Below are 20251 nucleotides of genomic sequence, written 5' to 3' on the forward strand. Positions count from 1 at the left end.
TAAAAAGACGCCACCCAACAATAATGTCGGGTTGGCGTATTGTATGTGTATAGCTATTGCCTTAAGCACGCGCACGTGTAATTAAACGAATTGGCGTCCCTTCAAAGTCAAATGTTTCACGAATACGATTTTCTAAGAAGCGTTCGTATGAGAAATGCATAAGCTCAGGTTCATTCACAAAAATAACGAATGTTGGTGGCTTAATCGCTACCTGAGTAGCATAGTAAATACGTAAGCGACGACCTTTATCTGTCGGTGCAGGATTACGAGCCACTGAGTCCTCAATCACTTCATTTAAAATAGAGGATTGAATACGCATCGCATGATTCTCGCTGACACGTTGGATAATCGGTAAAATCTGATGCACACGCTGTTTTGTATTCGCCGACACAAATATGATTGGGGCATAATCTAAAAATAGGAAATGCTCACGAATTTGCTGTGTAAAGACATTCATTGTTTTTTCATCTTTTTCAATGGCATCCCATTTATTCACAACAATGATCACAGCTTTTCCAGCTTCATGTGCATAGCCAGCGATTTTTTTATCTTGCTCTTGAATACCTTCTTCTGCATTCAGCACTACTAAAACAACGTCTGAGCGTTCAATAGCACGTAGCGCACGTAACACAGAATATTTCTCGGTTGTTTCATAGATCTTTCCTTTTTTACGCATACCTGCCGTATCAATAATGACATATTCCTGTCCATCATATGCATAAGGCGTATCAATCGCATCACGTGTTGTCCCTGCAATATTACTAACAATAACACGTTCTTGCCCTAGGAAAGCATTCACTAAAGAGGATTTCCCAACATTCGGACGACCAATTAAAGAGAATTTAATGACATCATCACCATATTGTTCTTCATCTTCTTTCGGGAAATGTTTTGCACATTCGTCCAATAAATCCCCTAAACCTAAACCGTGGGAACCTGAGATTGGCCAAGGTTCACCGAAGCCAAGTGCATAAAAATCATAAATCATTTCACGCATATCAGGATTATCAATTTTATTAACCGCTAATACGACTGGTTTTTTTGTTTTGTATAGAATTTTAGCAACTTGCTCATCTGCTGCCGTTACCCCTTCACGACCATTTGTCATGAAAATAATAACGTCCGCTTCATCAATGGCAATTTCAGCTTGTTGACGAATCTGTTCTAAAAACGGCTCGTCCCCTATTTCAATGCCACCTGTATCAATAATATTAAAATCGTGTGTTAACCACTCTGCCGAACTATAAATACGGTCCCGTGTTACGCCTGGGATATCCTCCACAATCGAAACGCGTTCTCCAACGATACGATTAAAAATCGTCGACTTACCTACGTTCGGACGACCTACGATGGCTACTACTGGTTTCGTCATCTGTACTTCATCCTTCCAACTTCTTGTCTTTCGCTATTATACACGAAAAATGCCATTATATCATATCATATCCATAATGTAGAATGCTATGTATGGTGATAAACGGTGTTACCTCATTTTTTAAGCGTGCTATCAGATGTCATAAAGGTTTTATCGCCTTTTTAATTAACTATCCTTTATTTTAAGAATCTTACCCGCTGCTGCTAAAATCTTATCCTTTAATTCAAAGATTTTACATTCTTTAGTTGCTATCCTTCACTTTAGGATTCTTATCCGCTACTTTTAGAGTTTTATCCTTCATTTCAAAGATTTTATCCATTTCTTAATTGTTATCCTTCACTTTCATAATCCTATCAACCACAAAAATAGCGAGGATACATTTATGCATCCTCGCTGTATACATTATTTAAAGTTTTTTAGTTTATCGCCAATGACATCACCGAATGAGAAGCCTGTATTCTCTTCAGGTAATTCATAGTCGATTACTTCTTCTGCTTCTGGATTTTCTAGTAATTCTTTAATACTTAGGGCTAGACGGCCTTCGTCAGCATTGACATCAAGGACCTTCACCTGTACTTCTTGTCCCTCTTTCAATGCTTCATGAGGCGTGTTAATGTGCTTATGCGCAATTTGCGATATATGCACTAAACCCTCCACGCCCGGGAATACTTCCACAAATGCGCCGAATGAAGTAAGTCGCTTCACTCTACCGTCTAAAATAGTGCCTTTTGCGGCACGTTCTTCAATATTGGACCATGGTCCAGGAATAGTTTCCTTAATAGATAAAGAAATACGTTCATTTTCTGGGTCCACTGATAGTACTTTTACTTTTACATCTTGTCCTTCAGCTAAAACCTCACTCACATCACTCACATGCTCATGTGATACTTGCGAGATGTGTACAAGACCATCAATACCACCTAGATCGATAAATGCACCAAATGACGCGAGACGCTGTACTTTACCATCCAATACATCGCCAGCTTTTATTTGATTAATCACATTTTTCTTTTGTGAAGCTTTCTCTGCTTCAACCACTGCTCGATGAGATAAAATAAGGCGATTCTTACCCTTATCAAGCTCAACAATTTTAAAGCTTAATATTTGCCCTTTATAGCCTTCAAAATCATCAACGAAATAGTCCTCTACAAGCGATGCTGGTACAAAGCCACGTACACCTAAATCTACGACAAGACCACCTTTAACAATATCCTTTACTTCCGCTTCAAAAATTTCCTCAGCGGCAAATTGCTGCTCCAGTGTATCCCATGCTTTTAAAGCATCCACTTTACGTTTTGATAGGACAAAGTTTTCTTCTTCAACCTTTGTAATCATCAACTCTAATTCATCTCCAACTGAGATGACATCAGACGCTTTCTCAATGTGTAAGCTTGATAATTCACTAATCGGTACAATACCATCAAACGGTGCACCTGGAATTGATACAGATACTGCCTTTTCATCAACTTGCGCGGCAATGCCTTTGACGATATCACCCTCGTTAAACGTTTGTTCTGCATAGTTCATTTCTTCAGACATATGTAACCCTCCTTCGCATCTTCCCTTACTATTTTATTCGATATTGAAGACAAAGACAAAAATAAATCCTTTAAATTCAAAAAATGTCTGAAACTTTAGGATTTATAGCATTTTTTCTTCTGCTAATTTTAAAATAGCTTGTGCTGCATCATCAATGGACAATGCTGTTGTATCTAAAAAGATCGCATCTTCAGCTTGAATCAGTGGCGATGCTTCACGCTCACTATCCTTTTTATCACGTAGTGCAATTTCTTCCTGAAGTTTTTCAAGAGAGGAGTCAATTCCTCTTTTTTGATTATCAATCAAGCGACGTCTAGCACGTTCCTCTACTGTTGCAGACATGAAAATCTTTAGTTCTGCATCCTTTAAGACGTGTGTAGCAATATCGCGGCCATCCATGACAACACCACCATTAGCTGCAAGTTTTTGCTGTTGGGCAACTAATAGTTCACGAACCTTCGCATGGGCAGCTACTTGTGAGACTGATGAAGTGACCTCATTAGAGCGAATTTCCGCTGACACATTGTGACCATCTAAAAAAACAAGCTGTCCCTGAGGTGATGGTTTTAATTCAATTGTGCTTACTTCAAGCATCTCTGCTAATTTTGCTTCATCATCTAAATGTATGTTTTGTTGCATCGCTTTATACGTAACTGCTCGATACATTGCGCCTGTGTCAATGTATGTAAAGCCCAGTGCTTCAGCAACAATTTTCGCGATTGTACTTTTGCCAGCACCAGCAGGCCCATCTATCGCAATTTGAATGTTTTTCTTCATATTCTTCCCTACTTTCTGCACCTCTTATTGTATCATATAACCTCAAAAAAGCCCTCTACTAGGAGAGGGCTTCATCAAAATATTCATAAAGGAAATTAAACATTAAAAGGGTTCATTTCTTTACGACGATTGACTAATTGACGTTCAAAGCAAAAACGGACGATATGCTGTTGATCGACATCATCTGTATCTGTTAGTTGGATTGTTGCAATGCGTTTATCCTCTTTTTCGAAAATACGGACGATCAGCGCTTCTGTAATGACATACTTGACATCTCCATTGGCAAATGGCAATACAATGGTTAGTTTTACTTCATCACCCTCAGTGAAAGCTACTTGACCTTTCAACATGACAGCTAGGCCTCCTGCACTAACATCAACAGTTACAAGTTGATATTTATAGTCTTTCAACTGAACAGCAACGTCTACTTGTGTCTCTACACGAACGTATTCTCGTCGCTGAATTTTTATAAACTCCTCTGGTGTTGGACAATGCAACATAATCATTGGTATATTACCTGCTTTACGGCCAACTACCTCTGTATTAAAGGCAAAGGATTGCTTATCCTCAGTACGAAAAGTTGCTCTAAATTCTGAGCCATCTATTAAAAATGCCGTTTTCTTTGTTACCATATTAACCGGATAATCAATATATAGAATATTATCTTTTTGCTCTACAACTTTACAGCGGAATTTCTCCAACCGTTCTGTATAAGTTGGTTCAAGTTGTAATTGTGTACCAATTTTTATTTCCATGAGCATCTCCCCGTGCGAAAAATATAGTTTAATTATCTCATGAGAAGCTTATTTTGGCTATAAAAATTGGTAGTATTTTCATGTCAAGTTCATACAGAGCGGAGGCATCATTGATTAAGTTAGATATTCCACTTTTAATACATTATGGTTTTCCGCATCAATTACAATTCTAAATGTTTCCTGCGTATTACCATCACGCAATGCAATGACCTCATAGCAAAGACGTTGCTCAAATTGTCCATTATCTGTATAGATATTTTTTACCTCTTGTACTTGAATATCGTCTTGGAAGAACGTTTTCCAATCAATCGGCTTAGCTGTTTGCTTTTTAATATTTTCTTCTTGAATATATTCCATTGCATTTGCACCTAACAGCTCACCTGTATCTTTCGCTACTTTCAATTGAACACCATCAGCGTAGATTAACGCATTATCTCCAGGATGCACACGAGCAAATGTCACATGCCAAGCTTGATGATTTTCGCGTGATTCCACATAGGCTACATCTTTCATGCCTAATTTCTTCACATATTCCTGCGCTTTTTTCATAACTTCCTCTTGTGATAACTTGGCTTCATCCACAGGACGTTCTACTAAATAGGATAATAAATGTCCACCCTTTTCTGTTAGATCAACATAGCCTAATCGAATCCCTTGGTGAAATTGGATATGATAAAAAGGATATGGTGCTGTATCACTACTTTTTGTAACTGTAAATGTAGCATCTTTAATGACTGGGAATAAGTATTTCACTTTTTCTAGTGCTTCTTTTTCGGTAATAACCGCATCCTGTAATGCCTTTAACTCAATTTTTTTCTGCCAATCAGATTCAGATAAAGTTAACGGGAAATCCTTTTCTCCGTAGCCCTTTAATGTATCTTTTACAGTATCAAATTGGCTATTTGGATTTTTATTGTCCACTTGCTGTAGCCAAACATCCATTTTTCCATCATGCTTATAGAAATCGACGGTTGCAGCTGTCCATTCATCGGAAAGAGATTGTAAATTTGTTGAAACCTGGGGCATTTTTTCACGCCAAGCTTCATAATCCCCTGTTTTCGCTGTCCTTTTTGCTTCATCGCCAAGTCGACCTAGATAGTTCATCCATTCGCTTGATAGCTCTTGTCCTATTGGAATATTCGCAATAGAAGAACGAACTTCTGAGCTTAAACGCCAAACCGAATCTAGTTCATTGTGTATCGCCTGCTCATCTTGAAACAACAGGGATTGTGATACCGAGCGTTGAAGATGGGAAAGTTTTTCAGATGCATCCGTTAACTTATCTGTATATTGTGCTAGTACGGTACGTTGTAAATCTTCTTTATCTCCATACAAATCAATGCTGTAAGCCCCTAACCCAATAACGGCAATCGTTAAAACCACGAGCCAAGTTTTCATCTAGGTTCCTCCTTTCTATGAACAGAAAATATGCTCTCCAATTTGTTTGATTTGTGGACGTGACCAAATCCATTTGCTCGTTGCAGTTTTTGGATTGAAATAATACAATGCATTTTCTGAAGGGTCCCAGCCGTTCATGGCATCAATAACCGCTTCTTTTGCTCGCTCATTTGGCTCAAGCCAAATTTGTCCATCTGCAACGGCCGTAAATGCTAACGGTTGGAAAATGATACCCGAAATAGTATTCGGGAAATCTGGGCTTTCCAAACGATTCAAAATAACTGCAGCAACTGCTACTTGTCCTTCATATGGTTCTCCCCTTGCCTCTCCATATACCGCATTCGCCATTAGTTGTAAATCACGTTCTGTATATTTGGGAGGGACTTGTGTCTGTGTTCCATTATTATTACTACTTCCACTACTATTGCTAGTGCCACCACTAGTATTCTTTTTCACTTGCTGATCAAGAGGCTTCCCCCCATAATAAGTAAATTGATTCCCTGCATTTAATTGAGCTTTCACCCATTTTTCATCATAATCTGAATTGCCCGTTAATGCTTTCTTTGTCTTAGCGCCTGCAATTCCGTCTACTGGTAACCCATAATTTTCTTGGAAATTACGTAAAGCCCAGTATGTGTTGTAGCCAAATTTGCCATCAATTTTACTCTTATAAAAACCTAAGTATTGTAGCCTCGCTTGCAATTCAACGACATCATCTCCATAGGCACCCCGAGTAATTTGCTGATCGCTAAATGCATTCGCATCATTTTGAGGAATCGCAATTATACTAATTCCTAATATCAAAGCAAAAAGTATGCTTACTAAACGCACTTTTATCACTCCTTTTTTTTATAGCTTGAAACAAAAGGAGTAATTTATACATGATAAAAATGAAATAAAGCGTAGAAATCTTTGACGATTTCTACGCTTTATATTTTCTTTTGCATATGCAAATGCTGCACCAGATGATAATGTGCAAGCTTCACTTTGCGCAAGCCAAACCACCATAAAAACAACATAAAAGGAATCATTAAATAAACCCAGTGACCTTTGAATGATAATATTGTATTGTATAGAATGTGAAGTACGACTGGTGCACAAAGCGCCATAGCAATCATTTCTTTTGTCTTAACAAGTTTCGAAAACTTAGCCCGTCCATAATAATAGCCCATTACGACACCGAACAAAGCATGACTTGATACTGGTAATAAGGCTCGCATAAATGCCGTGTCTAAGCCAAATGAAAGTAGATAAAGAACATTTTCAATTGTAGCAAAGCCGAGCGAAATGCTTGCCCCATACAATATACCATCGTAAGGGTCATCAAATTCTATATGATTATAGATGGCAATTAATAGCACAAACCATTTAAAAAATTCTTCAATGACACTTGAAAATAGTACGTCTTGAAGATAAAGATATCGAAAAACCCCTTCCTCTGTTAATACATACTGTAAAAACATGATTGGGAACGTTAAAAATGCGCCGTATAAAAACGTTTGTAGTAAAGTTCTTCTTGGCTCCGTAGCCATCTGATTGCGCAAATAGAAATAACTAAAAAGCGCTAGACCGGGAGCAATGGCAGCAGATAATAAAATGATCATGATGCCGGCTCCTTTCAACAATAGACTGCTATTATTATACCATGTAATGACAAAAAAACTTTTTAAAAGGAGATTTATTTTTTATGAAAAAAACAATTTTATTAATTCATACTGGCGGCACAATCTCCATGGCAATGAGTGCTGAAGGAGCGGTCATGCCAAATAAGGAAAATCCTCTAATGAAGGAAAGTAATAAACTGGCTTCACTAGCAAGCATTATAGAAATAGAAGCTTTTAATCTTCCTTCTCCACATATTACACCGAAAGAGATGCTTTTATTGCGTAACTTGATTTTGGAACAAATTGACGCACAGCCAATTGACGGTGTGGTCATCACACACGGTACAGATACATTGGAAGAAACCGCCTATTTCTTAGAGCTAACAACGAATTTAGCCATTCCTATTGTGCTAACAGGAGCTATGCGTTCATCTAACGAACTTGGAGCAGATGGGATTTATAATTTAGTGGAGGCAGTCCGAGTAGCTGTTGATGAAGAAGCCCGTGATAAAGGTGTGCTTGTTGTGATGAATGATGAGGTTCATCTTGCTGTAAATACAACAAAAACAAGCACAAGTTCAGTAAATACTTTCCAATCTCCACAATATGGACCGATTGGACTTATTACTAAATCCCGAATCTTATTCCATCACGCACCAATTCGTCGACAATATGTAGATGTTAACAATTTATCCAAGCGTGTCGCAATGCTAAAAGTGTATGCCGGTATGGAAGAAGATTTATTGGATGTCGTGCTTGCATGTAAATATGATGGTGTTGTGCTAGAAGGACTAGGTCAAGGGAATGTCCCGCCATCTGTTGTAAAGGGAATTGAAAGCCTTATACAGCGAGACATCCCAGTTGTACTTGTTTCCCGCTGCTTTAATGGAATCGCAGAAGGTGTTTATGGCTATGTGGGTGGTGGTAAAATGCTAGAAGATTTAGGCGCCATATTCGCCACAGGTATTAATGGCCAAAAGGCACGCTTAAAATTATTAATAGGCCTAAACACAACTGGCTCGCCTTTAAATTTAAAGGACTTTTTCCTGTAATATTTTCCTCACATCTCGATCACCTGTTCATAATAGCTCAGTATCTCGCTAAGTCGAGCACAAGCTTCATCAAAATCTGGTTGTATTACAGAAAATTGAATGAAATTCTTTTGGCGTAAATACTGGCTTTCACCATGAACGAATAGTCCGTTTAATGCTAAATCAATAAGTAGGTTAGCATAAGTATTAGGCAATTGAACCGTTATCAGCATCGGATATTGAATTGTTGGATATTGAAATTGCATGATTGGTAGCTGCAGCAGTGATTGAAAGCGCTGCTGTAGCTGCTCATAACGTGCTGGATAGGCTTGCAATGCCTTCTCCACATTACTTAATAATACAGCAGGTAATGTAAATGGTACGGTACCTTGCTGATAATTTGCTAAATCAAGATAAGCAGGTAGAGCGGCAGATGAGGGTACAAGTGATTGCGAAAATACAAATGCTAGCCCACTTAACGCACCAATGGCCTTACCACTCACAGCCGTAGCTAAATAGCAGTCCTGTAAAGAAAACGGCATGGCACCGAACGAACTAATACAATCTATACATAACTTTACATTGTATTGTATAGCAAGCTTTTTAAGAATATCTAAGTTATTACAAGTTCCCGTGGAAGTCTCACCATGCACTGCCAACATCCACTGATAAGACCCCGTATCAAGCTTTGAAGCCAGTTCTTTGTCATCAAATACCGTTCCCCACTCTTTTTCTACCACCTCAAACTGTAATGACCAACGAGCGGCTTGCTTCCGTAAACGCTCACCGAATTCTCCATTTGTTAGAATAAGCCCTTTTCCTAATTGCTGTGCCTTTAGTTGTGCAAGCATTACTTCATTTGCTAGCGTTCCCGTCCCTACAATTACACCAACATGATTTGCCTTCGATAAATGCAGCAACTTCTTCTGCACGCGTTCATAAAGTGCATAAAAAGCTAATGAACGATGTGATACATCTGAATAAGCAATTGTCTCTAATTGCTTCACTGGTCCAGGATAAAATGTAGAGGGTTCCGTCGTTAGTCTATGTTGTAATGATTGTTCAAATTCATGCCTAGTGAGCACCATCGGTAAAAACATCGCACCCTCTTCCCCGACAGCTGGTGCAAACTGCTTAAAACCCATCTGCTTATATAGTTTTTCCTCTCTCGTTGTACCTGAAATCACTGCCGCAGAATAGCCTTTTTCGTAGGCAAATGTAGTTAAGGCCTGAGTAAGCTTTAATAGAACTCGACCCGTTCGATAACCTTTCTTCACGGAAAGCAAACGAATTTCACAAAGCTTCTCACAATTTTCCTTTGATAAATACTGCTCGACCTTACCAATCTTTTCATCAATAGAAAATGGTCGTTGATCTCTGAACGCCACCATGCCAATTAATTCTGTTTGCTTATAAACAACGACATAGGTATTCTCTTGATGAAATCGGTCAACTTTTTTTCGCGATGCATTCACCTCATGCTGAGGAATTTCTTCAACAAATGTTTCATAATTCAATCGAGCAATCGCCTCAAATTCCTCATTTGTCTTGGCAATTTTACACCAATACATTTCCTTCACTTCCCTCTTTTCAATGATTCCTGAATATTAGACATATGCTTAATAAGCATACACACGATTGCCATGATTAAAAGTCCATATGGCTCTAATTTCCCTGCTTGTATAATTGCGGCTATATAAAAAACAAAGCCACCAACCATGCCAAGTGTCAGACTTCTAGTAAATGCAGATATAAGTGCTGTACCAATGATCATCCATAAAAAAAGACTTGGCGATAAGGCAAGACCCACACCAATAAAAGTAGCTACACCTTTTCCTCCGTTCCATTTCAGCCAGATCGGAAATAGATGCCCTATTATCACCCATGCAGCTCCGCCAATAACGACCCATTCTTCCAATTGCCACATGCGTCCTAATCCGACAACAAGTACACCTTTTAATGAATCGCCAAGAAGCGTCAAAATAAATGCTGTTTTCCCAATCACACTTCCTGCATTACGTGCGCCTAAATTTTTACTCCGCTCTTCCTGCAAATTGACACCGTATATCTTACCAACGAAATAAGCCGTCAAGATGTTGCCTATTAAATAACTCAAGAGCCAATACAAGCCAATCATTGAGTTGCCTCCTTGCTAAAAAGGCTGTATAAGCTACATGCCTATACAGCCTCGATCGTTATTTTTTTCTCTGCTCAATAGTTCGGGCGATACATTCGCCATGGAAACGACCATTTTCAATAAAAATTTCATTGGCATTATTTCCTGCTGCAATAACACCTGCAATGAATAGTCCTTCAACATTGGTTTCCATTGTTTCAGGCGTAACATATGGACGACCCGTTTCTTCCTCTATCTCCACTCCCATCGCTTTGATAAAGGAGTGATCAGGATGATAGCCAGTCATAGCAAAAACGAAATCATTTTTTACTACTTTCTCTTGGCCCTCTACTTCTAAAACTACTTCGTGCTCTCGTATTTCCAATACATTTGTATTAAAAAGCATGTCAACTTCTCCAGTTTTGACTACCCCTTCAAATTCGGGTAATACCCATGGCTTGATGCTTGAAGAGTATTCGCTACCACGATAGGCTACGGTTACACGAGCACCGGCTTTATTTAATTCTAACGCGGCATCTATCGCTGAATTTTTGCCACCTATAACTAGAACATCCGTATCAAAAAATTCATGGCCCTCTTTAAAGTAATGGAAAACTTTAGGTAACTGCTCACCATGGATATTTAAATAATTCGGATGATCATAATAACCTGTTGCAATGACAACATAGGGCGTTTCATATATTTCCTTATCGGAGGTAACCGTGAACAAATCATTATTTTTTACAACATTTTGTACTTTTTCGAAGCGATTAACTTGTATATTTTTTAAACGGACGACCTCGCGGTAGTAGACAAGGGCTTGATTGCGTTTTGGCTTACGTCCTTCAATAATAAATGGTACATCACCAATGGCTAACCGTTCACTCGTACTAAAAAATGTTTGATGTGTAGGGTAATGATAGATGGCATTGACGATATTTCCTTTTTCAATCACAATAGGTTGTAAACCAATATTTTGCAAAGCTATTGCTGCTGCTAAGCCACATGGGCCTCCTCCAACAATAATTGCATCTGCTTGCTGCATTTCTTGACACTCCAATCGAATTTGAACAGCAAAAATTGCTGTTCCATGCTTTCACATTATCATAGAATAAACGATACCTTTTTATTATACGCCTTCTCACACGTTTTGGTTGTTTATTTACTCGAAATATCAATGTCAATTATATGACATTGGGGCTTTGCACCAAATCGAAAAGGTACTAATGTCGTCCCATAGCCATTGCTTACTAATGTCATGACACCATCACGCTGACGGTAGGAACCATTTGGATGGACACCATATGGGCCGAATCGGATTTGCCCTCCGTGTAAATGTCCCCCCATCATTAAATCCGCACGGAACTTAGCCCGAACTTTCGCAAAAACCTCTGGATTATGAGCGATGAAAACAACGAAATCCTGCTCTCCTATCTTTGCAAAAGCTTTTTCAAAACTATATTCTTTTACGGTTGTATCCTCAATGGCGCTTAACCAAAAGCAATTTTTAAGCGGCAGGTGTACGGCATCATTGACAATAATTTGAACATGGTATGCCTGTAAAATGTCCTTCAGTCTTTCTTCCCCAATTTCTCTGTCATTATTGCCCCAAATAAAATAGGTTGGCCCAAGGGACGTTAATAATGATAAATTTTCATGAATACGATCAATCGGTGTACGGCTATCCGCAAAATCACCGCCAATAATTACTGCATCAAAATGATGTCCCTGTATCTGTGCAATCATTTTCTTACTTATTTTACGTAAATGAACATCTGAAATAAAAAATAATCGTACCTTCTCCTGTTCACCCTGTAATGAAAGCTGGTGAGACAATACATTATTTTCATGTGCCACCTTCCACATATAAAGTAGAAGGGCGGTGACTACCAAAAGAAATAGCCCTAAATATAGCATTTTCTCACTTCTCCTTACGACAGCAAAAAGGCGATTCTTCTAAAAAAACGAATCGCCTTTTTGCTAAATCAGACGTACGTTTTGGTGTGAACGTTTGTCTGTAATTTTATACTAGAAAAACTATATAACGAAAAAAATTCTATTAAGGTAACTTAATGACTTGCCCCACCATTACAGTATTAGAGGACATCCCATTAGCAGCACGAATTTTAGCTAAAGTCGCTTCACTGCCATCGCCATAGTGATTTAATGCAATTCGGTATAAGTTCTCATTTGCTTTTACAGTATGTGTCGTTGCTTTAGCATTTTGTTTTGCTTCTTCCGCTTTTCTAGCCTCTTCTGCTTTTCTTGCTGCCTCTGCTTGTTGTTGAGCTATTCTTGCTTCTTCAGCTTTTCGAGCTTCTTCGGCTTTTTTTGCTTCCTCTGCCTTTTTCGCCTCTTGAGCCTTTTTCGCTTCTTCAGCAGCTTTTTGCTCAGCTGCTAATTTATCAGCATCTTTTTGAGATTGCTCTTGAGCCTTCTTATCCCCCTGAGCGTCTTGACCCTTATCATCTTTATCCTTATCTTTATCCTTATCTGACGCAGATGCTTCTGAAGGATCTAATTCGACAACCTGTTCAGCTGTATCCTTTTCGGCTTGTTCAATTGTTTTTCCAGGTTCATAAAATTTCCAAAAATAAATAAGAATTGTTAATGGTATCAAGATAAAAATAACAAAAAGAATCGTCATTAATGGTGTCTTACGTTTCGAATTTTTGGGCTTTTTGTTTTTATTACCGTTTTTATTCATTCTGGAAACTCTTGATAAGGATTGCTGTTCTTTTTGCTCATCTTCAAATGATTGACGATGCTCTTCTATTTTATCGCGATAATCTTCTTTATTCATTCGCCTTTCCCCCAACCTTACTACGCTTTCTATCATCTCTATTATGACGAATTTTACGAAAAAAGTAAATGACCGTCAGTTCTAGTCTAATTACCCATTAATAGTTGTTGCAATCGACTTTCCCACGTTGCCATTTCTACTTTCTTTTTCTCTTTTAAGCGTACTTTCTTGATTACATCATAATGGATTCCACAATTTTCACAACAGTTTTCCGGCTTTTTCTGCAATTTTTGCCCAAAATACCCGACTAAATGTTCACGAATACAGTCTTTTGTCTGTATGATTTGAAGCATTTCATTCACTGCATTGTATTTCTCTAGTGCTAAATGATTTAATCGGACCTTCACTTGTTCCGAAGACTCTCGCTGCAGCCAATAGTCTAACACACGGAAGGCTGTCTCACTTAACTCCCCATTTTTCAGCATTTGGATTGGCTGTATTTGCTGAGATAGCAGCTCCTGATAGCGGTCAACATGATGTAAAGTTGGTAAATCGCCTGTCACAACAAATTTAGCCAGCTCCTCATCACCTTCAGCATACAGTAATATAGCAAGTGCAGAGTGACCATCCCGCCCTGCACGTCCAATCTCCTGCATATAATTCGCTATATTGGCAGGCATGGATTCATGAATGACCTGCCGTATATCAAGCTTATTAATGCCCATGCCAAAAGCATTTGTTGCAACAATCCAATCAAGTTCACCAGCTATAAATTGCTGTTGAATAAATTGACGGTCCTCCACCCCATAGCCAGCATGATACGCAGCAACACGAACGCCCGCTTGTAATAAGGCTTCGCTATATTGTTGCGCTCGTTTACGTGAGGAAACATATAAAATACCAGGTCCTGCCGTTTCCGTAACATGGCGCATGAGCCATCTAGCTTTATCAGCCTTATCCTCCACTACTACACGACCTAGATGAATATTTGGGCGGTCAACATTATACATAAACTCGAATGGAGCTTTGAGAGATAAAGTTTCCCGTATATCTCGAACAACCTTCTTTGTTGCTGTGGCAGATAATGCCAAAATTGGCGGACGATTCTCTCTCGATAGCCAGTCACCTATTCGTAAATAATCTGGTCGAAAATCAAAGCCCCATTGTGAGATACAATGTGCCTCATCTACTACGATTAAACCTAGCTTCATCTGCGTCAGTTTCTCTTGTACCTGTTGCTGGAGCAGCATCTCTGGGGAAGTAAAAATAAAACGATATTGCTCTAAATAATGTAATACATAACGTTTCTCTGTTAGCGATAAAAAGGAATTTAAAGCTACCACCCTCTTTTCCCCAAAACGCTTCAGCTCTTCTACTTGATCCTGCATTAATGAGAGTAATGGTGAAACAATTAGTACAGGCTTCTCTAGTGTATAGGCTGGTAGCTGATAGCAGAGTGATTTTCCCATTCCCGTTGGCAATAACGCAATAACATCTTGTTCTTGCAGTAAGGCCTCAATGACTTCTTTCTGTCCTGGTCGAAATGATGAATAACCAAAATGCTTATACAATAATTGTTCAAGTTCCATTTATACTTCTCCTTTCGCAAGGACAAGCCTTAATTGAAAATAGCTCATATCGTTTAAAGCTTCATGTAATATTTTCAATTTTTTTGTTTGATACTGCTTCGATGCCTGCCACACTTTTTGAGCTTCATCATAGGAGACGAATGGGCCAATAGAAAAGTTCGGTTCATACATAGCTAATTCCACAAAATGATCCTCAATTGTACTTTGCTTTAGTTTTCTCACATGAACAATTTGCTCCATCGAATAACCTTGTTCATATAATTGTGCGGTTTGTTGTGCAGAATCTGTTAGCAATATTTTAACTTTTAATCCTTCTGCCACATGCCCTAGTAATGGGTAATCATCGATTTTTGCATGCACTTCATTTAATAATATATGTAGGGTTTCAATAAAAGCTAATTGACTATCCAATACAGTTTCCTTCCGTTCATCTGCAAGTTGTTGCCACGTCCATCCTGGTAATTGATAACCACTTAAACGATACAGAACAAGCTGTTTGCTTGCATCTGACACAGGAAGAATAGTTAGCAAATGATTACATTCTGTCAATAATTGCTGCTGTAAATGACCTTCCTTATAATGATATGCCTGTAAAAAAGTTCGCACCCACGCTTGAATCATTGTATCTCTACTAATCGGTGAAAAGGTACGAACGGCTGCGGCTTGATATGACAAACTTTGTACAATGAGAGAGAGCCTCGAAAAAAACACATGCTCATTTCCCCGATAGTGCCAACCATCAAAGAAAAAGGTTGGCGTTTGTTGTGCACGTTGTAATCCTAGCGTTTCCATGTAAAAATGACCAGATTCCTGCACATTTAACCAACTATTCTGCACAAATAAGTTTACAGCCTCATCAAATGTAGTACGAGAGAGTTTTGGCAATAGGCCAAAATATTGATGCAGTTGAAAAAGACCAATATCTTGAATCGTCTGGCCTGAACGCTTCCCTCTTAGGACATGATAGGCAGCCGAAATCGTCCGCTCTTTATTGAGTTTTTGAAAGATTTGCAATAAAATTTGATGAAACATTGACGCAAATTCCTCCAATTTAATAGTATTTAAGTTGAAATGTAAGATAAACATCTTTAAAATGAGTATGAAGCTTTATAGGAACATCTAAAGGAGAGAATAAAATGGCTAAATACACAATAGTTGATAAAGATACATGCATCGCTTGTGGCGCATGTGGAGCCGCAGCGCCAGACATTTATGATTATGATGATGAAGGCATTGCCTTCGTTATTTTAGATGATAACATGGGAACTGCTGAAGTTCCAGAGGATCTATTGGAAGATATGCAAGACGCTTTTGAAGGTTGTCCAACAGACTCTATCAAAGTAGCAGATGAAACATTCGATGGTGACTCATTAAAATTTGAATAGTCTTCAGTTGATGTATATCTTAAAAGGCATCCTTTAGGGGATGCCTTCTATTGATTAAAAAATTGCTATCTTTTGCATCAAGATAATAGGCATATGGTCCATTGCTATACATACCAATCTATTGGAGGAATGTGAATGTTTGAGCAGTTACAAGTTGAGCATAGTTTATTTTATATTGATCAAGACCATATGAATAGATTTAAAAATCTAGCTGCAAAGTGGCAATCAATATTTCCAGATGTTTGTGCGAAATGTTTGAATTCTGTGGACGCATGGGCAAACGTGTTAAATAACTGGGTTTTCTTAAAATCGCAACAGACCGATGAGCTCATTTTCAATCCCTCTAAAGCCATCTCTTATTCCATCAATACATTCTTATTAGATGAGCTTCAAAAAATTCGGATAATTCAAAAAATAAAAGAATGTGAGAATGATGATTTTCAGTATTTTGCGGCCTTCCACTTAGGAAATGCCATCGATTTATGGGTGTACAATACACTTGAAAAAAGTGCAGAATCTGATTTGTTAAAACCACAAAACCGAATACCTTATTATCTTGCCTTTTTAGACGATGATTTTCAAACTGACAATGCTTTATTCCATAAAAATCAAACAAGAGCAATCAAAATATTGGCACAGGTCATTCGGTCAAAAAATTGCTTTCGAATCACTGTCAGTAGTGCTGTTAATCGAGCAGTAGATATGTATAATCATTATGTAACAAAATAAAATAGCATACTTTTCAATTCGTCTCTACTGTAAAGAGATGAATTTTTTTTGCACCCTAAACTACTTCTCTTTTCATCTTGTTATTGCAACGATATTTTATGTATGATAAGATTTTAGTAGTTGGTACTAATAACAGATATTATCTCACAAAGGAGTTCTTCATAATGATGGATAATTTATTACAATTAAAAGATAAGAACATTGTTGTCATGGGCGTAGCAAATGATCGCAGTATTGCTTGGGGCATTGCAAAACGTTTATTTGACGTTGGTGCAAATGTCATCTTTACGTATCGTCAAGAACGTTCATTAAAAAAATTGCAAAAACAATTAGAAAATATCGGACAATCCGATTCTCTTGTTGTTCAATGTGATGTGAATAGTGACGACAGCACAAAAGCAGCTTTTGAAGAAATCGGCTCAAAGGTTGGCGTTATTCATGGGATTGTCCATTCAGTGGCTTTTGCGCATGCAGAAGATTTACACAACCGCTTCCTTGAAACAACTCGAGAAGGTTATGCATTCGCACAAGATACAAGCGCCTATTCACTTATTTCCACAGCAAAAGCAGCTCATCCATACATGACAGAGGGTGGCTCTATCGTTACAATGAGTTACTTAGGTGCAGAACGCGTACTTGATGGCTACAATGTGATGGGCGTTGCAAAAGCTGCATTAGAGGCTTCTATGCGCTACCTTGCTGCTGATATTGGCCAAGATAATATTCGCGTCAATGCTATCTCAGCTGGTGCTATTCGTACACTTGCTGCAAAAGGTGTTCCTTCCTTTAACACAATTTTACACAAAATTGAAGAAACAGCTCCTTTAAAACGTAATGTTCAACAAGATGAAGTAGCAGATATGACGATTGTTATGCTATCTCACCTATCACGTGGTGTGACTGGTGAGACGATCTACATCGACGCTGGCTACAATATTATGGGTTAACAATAAAGAAGTATGGGAGGATGTTTCATCCTTCCATACTTCTTTTTGTTGTTTAGAGCATTGACCATAAACTTTGGATCAACAAAATTAAGCCTGCTGCTACTAATAGAAAATAAATTAAGATTTTAAACAATTTTTGATTTAATCGAGTAAATAGCATTTGGCCAAAAATAAGTCCTAAGAAAACAATTGGTAAAGCATACATACTATATACCCAAACCATTTTACTTGTACCCTCAAAAATGACTTGAGAAAGTAAGCTAATAAGATAGATAAATATATAGTAGGCTAGTGAAACAGCTCTAATGGTTTCTTTATTTCTATGTGTGCTCGCAAAATAGAGCAACAGTGGTGGTCCAGCCATCCCAATACTTGTTGTGAACATACCTGATATAAAACCAACGCCATAATCTCTACTCCTTGTTTGTTGAATAGAGAGATTTTTAATCAACAGAAACGTAAGCCCTATAAGAAGGATGGCGATGAGCAGCTTAAATGTCGTCACATCGACTAAGGCAAAGAGTATACTACCAAAAGGAGCACCTGCAACACTACCGATCATCACCTTTTTAAGCAACGCTACATCAATATCATGTCTCACCTTCCATATGAGAGAAAACGAAATAACAAGGGACAGCATTATATTTATTTGCATCGCCTCTTGTGGTGTAAAAAGCAACAATAAAAAAGGCGTAGCCATAACGGAAAAACCAAATCCTGTACTGGTTTGTAAAATAGAAGCTGCTAGGATAATGAAAAAATATAAAAGTAATTCCTGCAAAACGACACCTCACATCATGTTGTGATACGTTGTCTAACAATCAATCTTTTTAACAAAAATGATAGGATACAAGCAATGAATAAAAACAGAGCAATCATCACGATAACACCCATCCACCCATATTTCATCCAAAAAACGCCTCCTACTGTTCCTCCAACACTTGAACCAAAATAATAGAAAAATAAATAGAGAGAAGATGCTTGTGCTTTATCATGGGATGCACGCTTGCTCACCCAGCCACTTGCGATTGAATGAGCTGCAAAAAAGCCAAAGGTAAAAACTGTTATTCCTATAATCTTTAAGGTAAGAAGCCCGTTAAGCGTTACTATAGCTCCAGCTAACATAATGGCAATAGCCAGTAAGAGCATTCGTTGGCGACCATAACGATCAGCTAAACTGCCAAACCATGCTGAACTAAATGTTCCAACTAAATAAATGACAAATATCCAACCTACAATTGTAGCACTTAAATTATAGGGAGGCGCCATTAGTTTAAAGCCAATATAATTATAAAGTGTGACAAAGCTTCCCATTAAAAGAAACCCCATCCCATAAAGACACAGCATAGAAGGATCTCTTAAATGTTGCAGTAGGGTTTTGGTCAATGCTTTTAATTGTAAAGGTCGCGCGCTGAAATGTTTGGAGCTTGGTAACATCCAGACAAACAATAAACTAACTAGCAGGCTGATTCCTCCTAGCACCATCATGCCTGTATGCCAGTTATAATGGTCCGTTAAGGTACCAATAATAACTCGTCCACTAAGTCCCCCTACTGAATTACCGCTAATATATAAGCCCATGGCAACCCCTAAACTCGCTGGTTCCATTTCTTCTCCCAAATAAGCCATAGCGATGGCAGGTAAACCCGCAAAAACGATGCCTTGTACAACACGCAAAACTAAAATTGTTTCAAAGTTAGGTGAAAATGCAAGAGCTAGGGTCAGGACAGAAGCTGCAAAAATAGAAATCGTCATCAATGATTTTCGTCCCCATGCTTCTGATAACGAACTGACAATGATTAAACTCACCGCTAATGCAAAGGTGGTTACTGAAAGAGATAAACTTGCTACAGCTGGTGAGACGTGAAATGCTTCTGAAAATGTTGGTAGTAATGGCTGCGTTACATATAGGTTTGCAAACGTAATAAAGCCTGCTAAAAATAAGGCCCAATTCGCTTTATGAAACGCTCTCGTGCCCTTTTGTATATAGTCCATGAAACTCTCTCCTTCACTTCTTCCACATGCTACTATTATTCTAATACAATATTTCGCAAAACACACTTCTCCTTGTCAAAATTTAGACAAAAAAACCTACTTTTCCACCTATGAATCACAAAAAATAATTGACAAATAAAAGCATATTAAATTTATTTAAACGTCTTTTAATAAAAAATAAATAGTTATTTTGACTTGGCAAATATTGTGCTACAGTAAAAGTAATCATCTAGAACCATTGTCACAATGAAGACAGATGACACAACCATTT

The 20251-nt window shown here is 38.1% G+C and carries 20 protein-coding genes; 4 read left to right on the forward strand and 16 right to left on the reverse strand.

Translation table 11 applies throughout. The features are described 5' to 3' along the window. Positions 1 to 61: 61 nt before the first annotated feature. The 7 genes from der to prsW all read right to left on the reverse strand — a co-directional run bounded on the left by der (position 62) and on the right by prsW (position 7445). Positions 62 to 1372 carry a ribosome biogenesis GTPase Der gene (der, locus tag JIN86_RS06155; protein ID WP_004232601.1) on the reverse strand — a complete coding sequence of 437 codons (1311 nt, stop codon included), beginning with the start codon at positions 1370 to 1372 and terminating at the stop codon, positions 62 to 64. A gap of 402 nt (positions 1373 to 1774) precedes the next feature. Further along, positions 1775 to 2911 carry a 30S ribosomal protein S1 gene (gene rpsA, locus JIN86_RS06160; protein WP_004232600.1) on the reverse strand — a complete coding sequence of 379 codons (1137 nt, stop codon included), beginning with the start codon at positions 2909 to 2911 and terminating at the stop codon, positions 1775 to 1777. A gap of 102 nt (positions 2912 to 3013) precedes the next feature. Beyond that, positions 3014 to 3688: a (d)CMP kinase gene (gene cmk, locus JIN86_RS06165; protein ID WP_004232599.1), complete on the reverse strand. Its 675-nt coding sequence runs from the start codon at positions 3686 to 3688 to the stop codon at positions 3014 to 3016. A 95-nt stretch (positions 3689 to 3783) separates the two neighbouring features. After that, the gene (locus tag JIN86_RS06170; RefSeq protein ID WP_004232598.1) at positions 3784 to 4443 is read right to left on the reverse strand and encodes a flagellar brake protein; all 660 of its coding nucleotides are present in this window, start codon (positions 4441 to 4443) and stop codon (positions 3784 to 3786) included. A gap of 114 nt (positions 4444 to 4557) precedes the next feature. Beyond that, on the reverse strand, positions 4558 to 5841 hold the full coding sequence (locus JIN86_RS06175; RefSeq protein WP_202341475.1) for a PepSY1/2 domain-containing protein: 1284 nt from the start codon (positions 5839 to 5841) through the stop codon (positions 4558 to 4560). Between the two features lie 15 nt (positions 5842 to 5856). After that, on the reverse strand, positions 5857 to 6672 hold the full coding sequence (sleB, locus tag JIN86_RS06180) for a spore cortex-lytic enzyme (protein WP_004232594.1): 816 nt from the start codon (positions 6670 to 6672) through the stop codon (positions 5857 to 5859). 98 nt (positions 6673 to 6770) lie between these two features. After that, on the reverse strand, positions 6771 to 7445 hold the full coding sequence (gene prsW, locus JIN86_RS06185) for a glutamic-type intramembrane protease PrsW (RefSeq protein ID WP_004232588.1): 675 nt from the start codon (positions 7443 to 7445) through the stop codon (positions 6771 to 6773). An 83-nt stretch (positions 7446 to 7528) separates the two neighbouring features. Here prsW and JIN86_RS06190 point away from each other — a divergent pair, with 83 nt between their 5' ends. After that, a complete protein-coding gene (locus JIN86_RS06190) occupies positions 7529 to 8497 on the forward strand; it encodes an asparaginase (RefSeq protein ID WP_009370799.1) in 969 nt (322 codons plus the stop codon). A gap of 8 nt (positions 8498 to 8505) precedes the next feature. On the opposite strand, the gene JIN86_RS06195 is transcribed toward JIN86_RS06190, so the two are convergent. The 7 genes from JIN86_RS06195 to JIN86_RS06225 all read right to left on the reverse strand — a co-directional run bounded on the left by JIN86_RS06195 (position 8506) and on the right by JIN86_RS06225 (position 15956). Next, positions 8506 to 10047 (reverse strand): GNAT family N-acetyltransferase, encoded by a 1542-nt coding sequence (locus JIN86_RS06195; RefSeq protein WP_202341476.1) that lies wholly within the window; start codon positions 10045 to 10047, stop codon positions 8506 to 8508. Positions 10048 to 10052: 5 nt separating this feature from the next. After that, the gene (locus JIN86_RS06200) at positions 10053 to 10613 is read right to left on the reverse strand and encodes a glycerol-3-phosphate acyltransferase (RefSeq protein WP_004232578.1); all 561 of its coding nucleotides are present in this window, start codon (positions 10611 to 10613) and stop codon (positions 10053 to 10055) included. Positions 10614 to 10671: 58 nt separating this feature from the next. Then, complete coding sequence (locus JIN86_RS06205; protein ID WP_004232575.1) at positions 10672 to 11637, reverse strand: YpdA family putative bacillithiol disulfide reductase; 966 nt, start codon at positions 11635 to 11637, stop codon at positions 10672 to 10674. A gap of 113 nt (positions 11638 to 11750) precedes the next feature. Continuing rightward, complete coding sequence (locus tag JIN86_RS06210) at positions 11751 to 12509, reverse strand: metallophosphoesterase (protein ID WP_202341477.1); 759 nt, start codon at positions 12507 to 12509, stop codon at positions 11751 to 11753. Positions 12510 to 12651: 142 nt separating this feature from the next. Further along, positions 12652 to 13395 carry a LysM peptidoglycan-binding domain-containing protein gene (locus JIN86_RS06215; protein WP_202341478.1) on the reverse strand — a complete coding sequence of 248 codons (744 nt, stop codon included), beginning with the start codon at positions 13393 to 13395 and terminating at the stop codon, positions 12652 to 12654. An 86-nt stretch (positions 13396 to 13481) separates the two neighbouring features. Next, positions 13482 to 14924 (reverse strand): RecQ family ATP-dependent DNA helicase, encoded by a 1443-nt coding sequence (locus tag JIN86_RS06220; protein ID WP_004232568.1) that lies wholly within the window; start codon positions 14922 to 14924, stop codon positions 13482 to 13484. After that, on the reverse strand, positions 14925 to 15956 hold the full coding sequence (locus JIN86_RS06225) for a YpbB family protein (RefSeq protein ID WP_004232566.1): 1032 nt from the start codon (positions 15954 to 15956) through the stop codon (positions 14925 to 14927). 104 nt (positions 15957 to 16060) lie between these two features. On the opposite strand from JIN86_RS06225, the gene JIN86_RS06230 reads away from it, so the two are divergent. The 3 genes from JIN86_RS06230 to JIN86_RS06240 all read left to right on the forward strand — a co-directional run bounded on the left by JIN86_RS06230 (position 16061) and on the right by JIN86_RS06240 (position 17985). Next, positions 16061 to 16309 carry a ferredoxin gene (locus JIN86_RS06230; RefSeq protein WP_004232564.1) on the forward strand — a complete coding sequence of 83 codons (249 nt, stop codon included), beginning with the start codon at positions 16061 to 16063 and terminating at the stop codon, positions 16307 to 16309. 135 nt (positions 16310 to 16444) lie between these two features. Next, positions 16445 to 17038 carry a hypothetical protein gene (locus JIN86_RS06235; protein ID WP_202341479.1) on the forward strand — a complete coding sequence of 198 codons (594 nt, stop codon included), beginning with the start codon at positions 16445 to 16447 and terminating at the stop codon, positions 17036 to 17038. Between the two features lie 164 nt (positions 17039 to 17202). Continuing rightward, a complete protein-coding gene (locus JIN86_RS06240) occupies positions 17203 to 17985 on the forward strand; it encodes an enoyl-ACP reductase FabI (protein WP_004232559.1) in 783 nt (260 codons plus the stop codon). Between the two features lie 52 nt (positions 17986 to 18037). Here the strand turns inward: JIN86_RS06240 and JIN86_RS06245 are convergent, their stop codons facing one another. Both JIN86_RS06245 and JIN86_RS06250 read right to left on the reverse strand, forming a co-directional pair. Then, positions 18038 to 18766, reverse strand: a complete 729-nt coding sequence (locus JIN86_RS06245; protein ID WP_004232556.1) for a sulfite exporter TauE/SafE family protein — start codon at positions 18764 to 18766, stop codon at positions 18038 to 18040. A gap of 14 nt (positions 18767 to 18780) precedes the next feature. Continuing rightward, positions 18781 to 19980: an MFS transporter gene (locus JIN86_RS06250; RefSeq protein ID WP_004232553.1), complete on the reverse strand. Its 1200-nt coding sequence runs from the start codon at positions 19978 to 19980 to the stop codon at positions 18781 to 18783. Positions 19981 to 20251 lie beyond the last annotated feature (271 nt).

This window comes from Lysinibacillus sp. HST-98, from assembly GCF_016757845.1.
GTDB lineage: Bacteria > Bacillota > Bacilli > Bacillales_A > Planococcaceae > Lysinibacillus > Lysinibacillus capsici.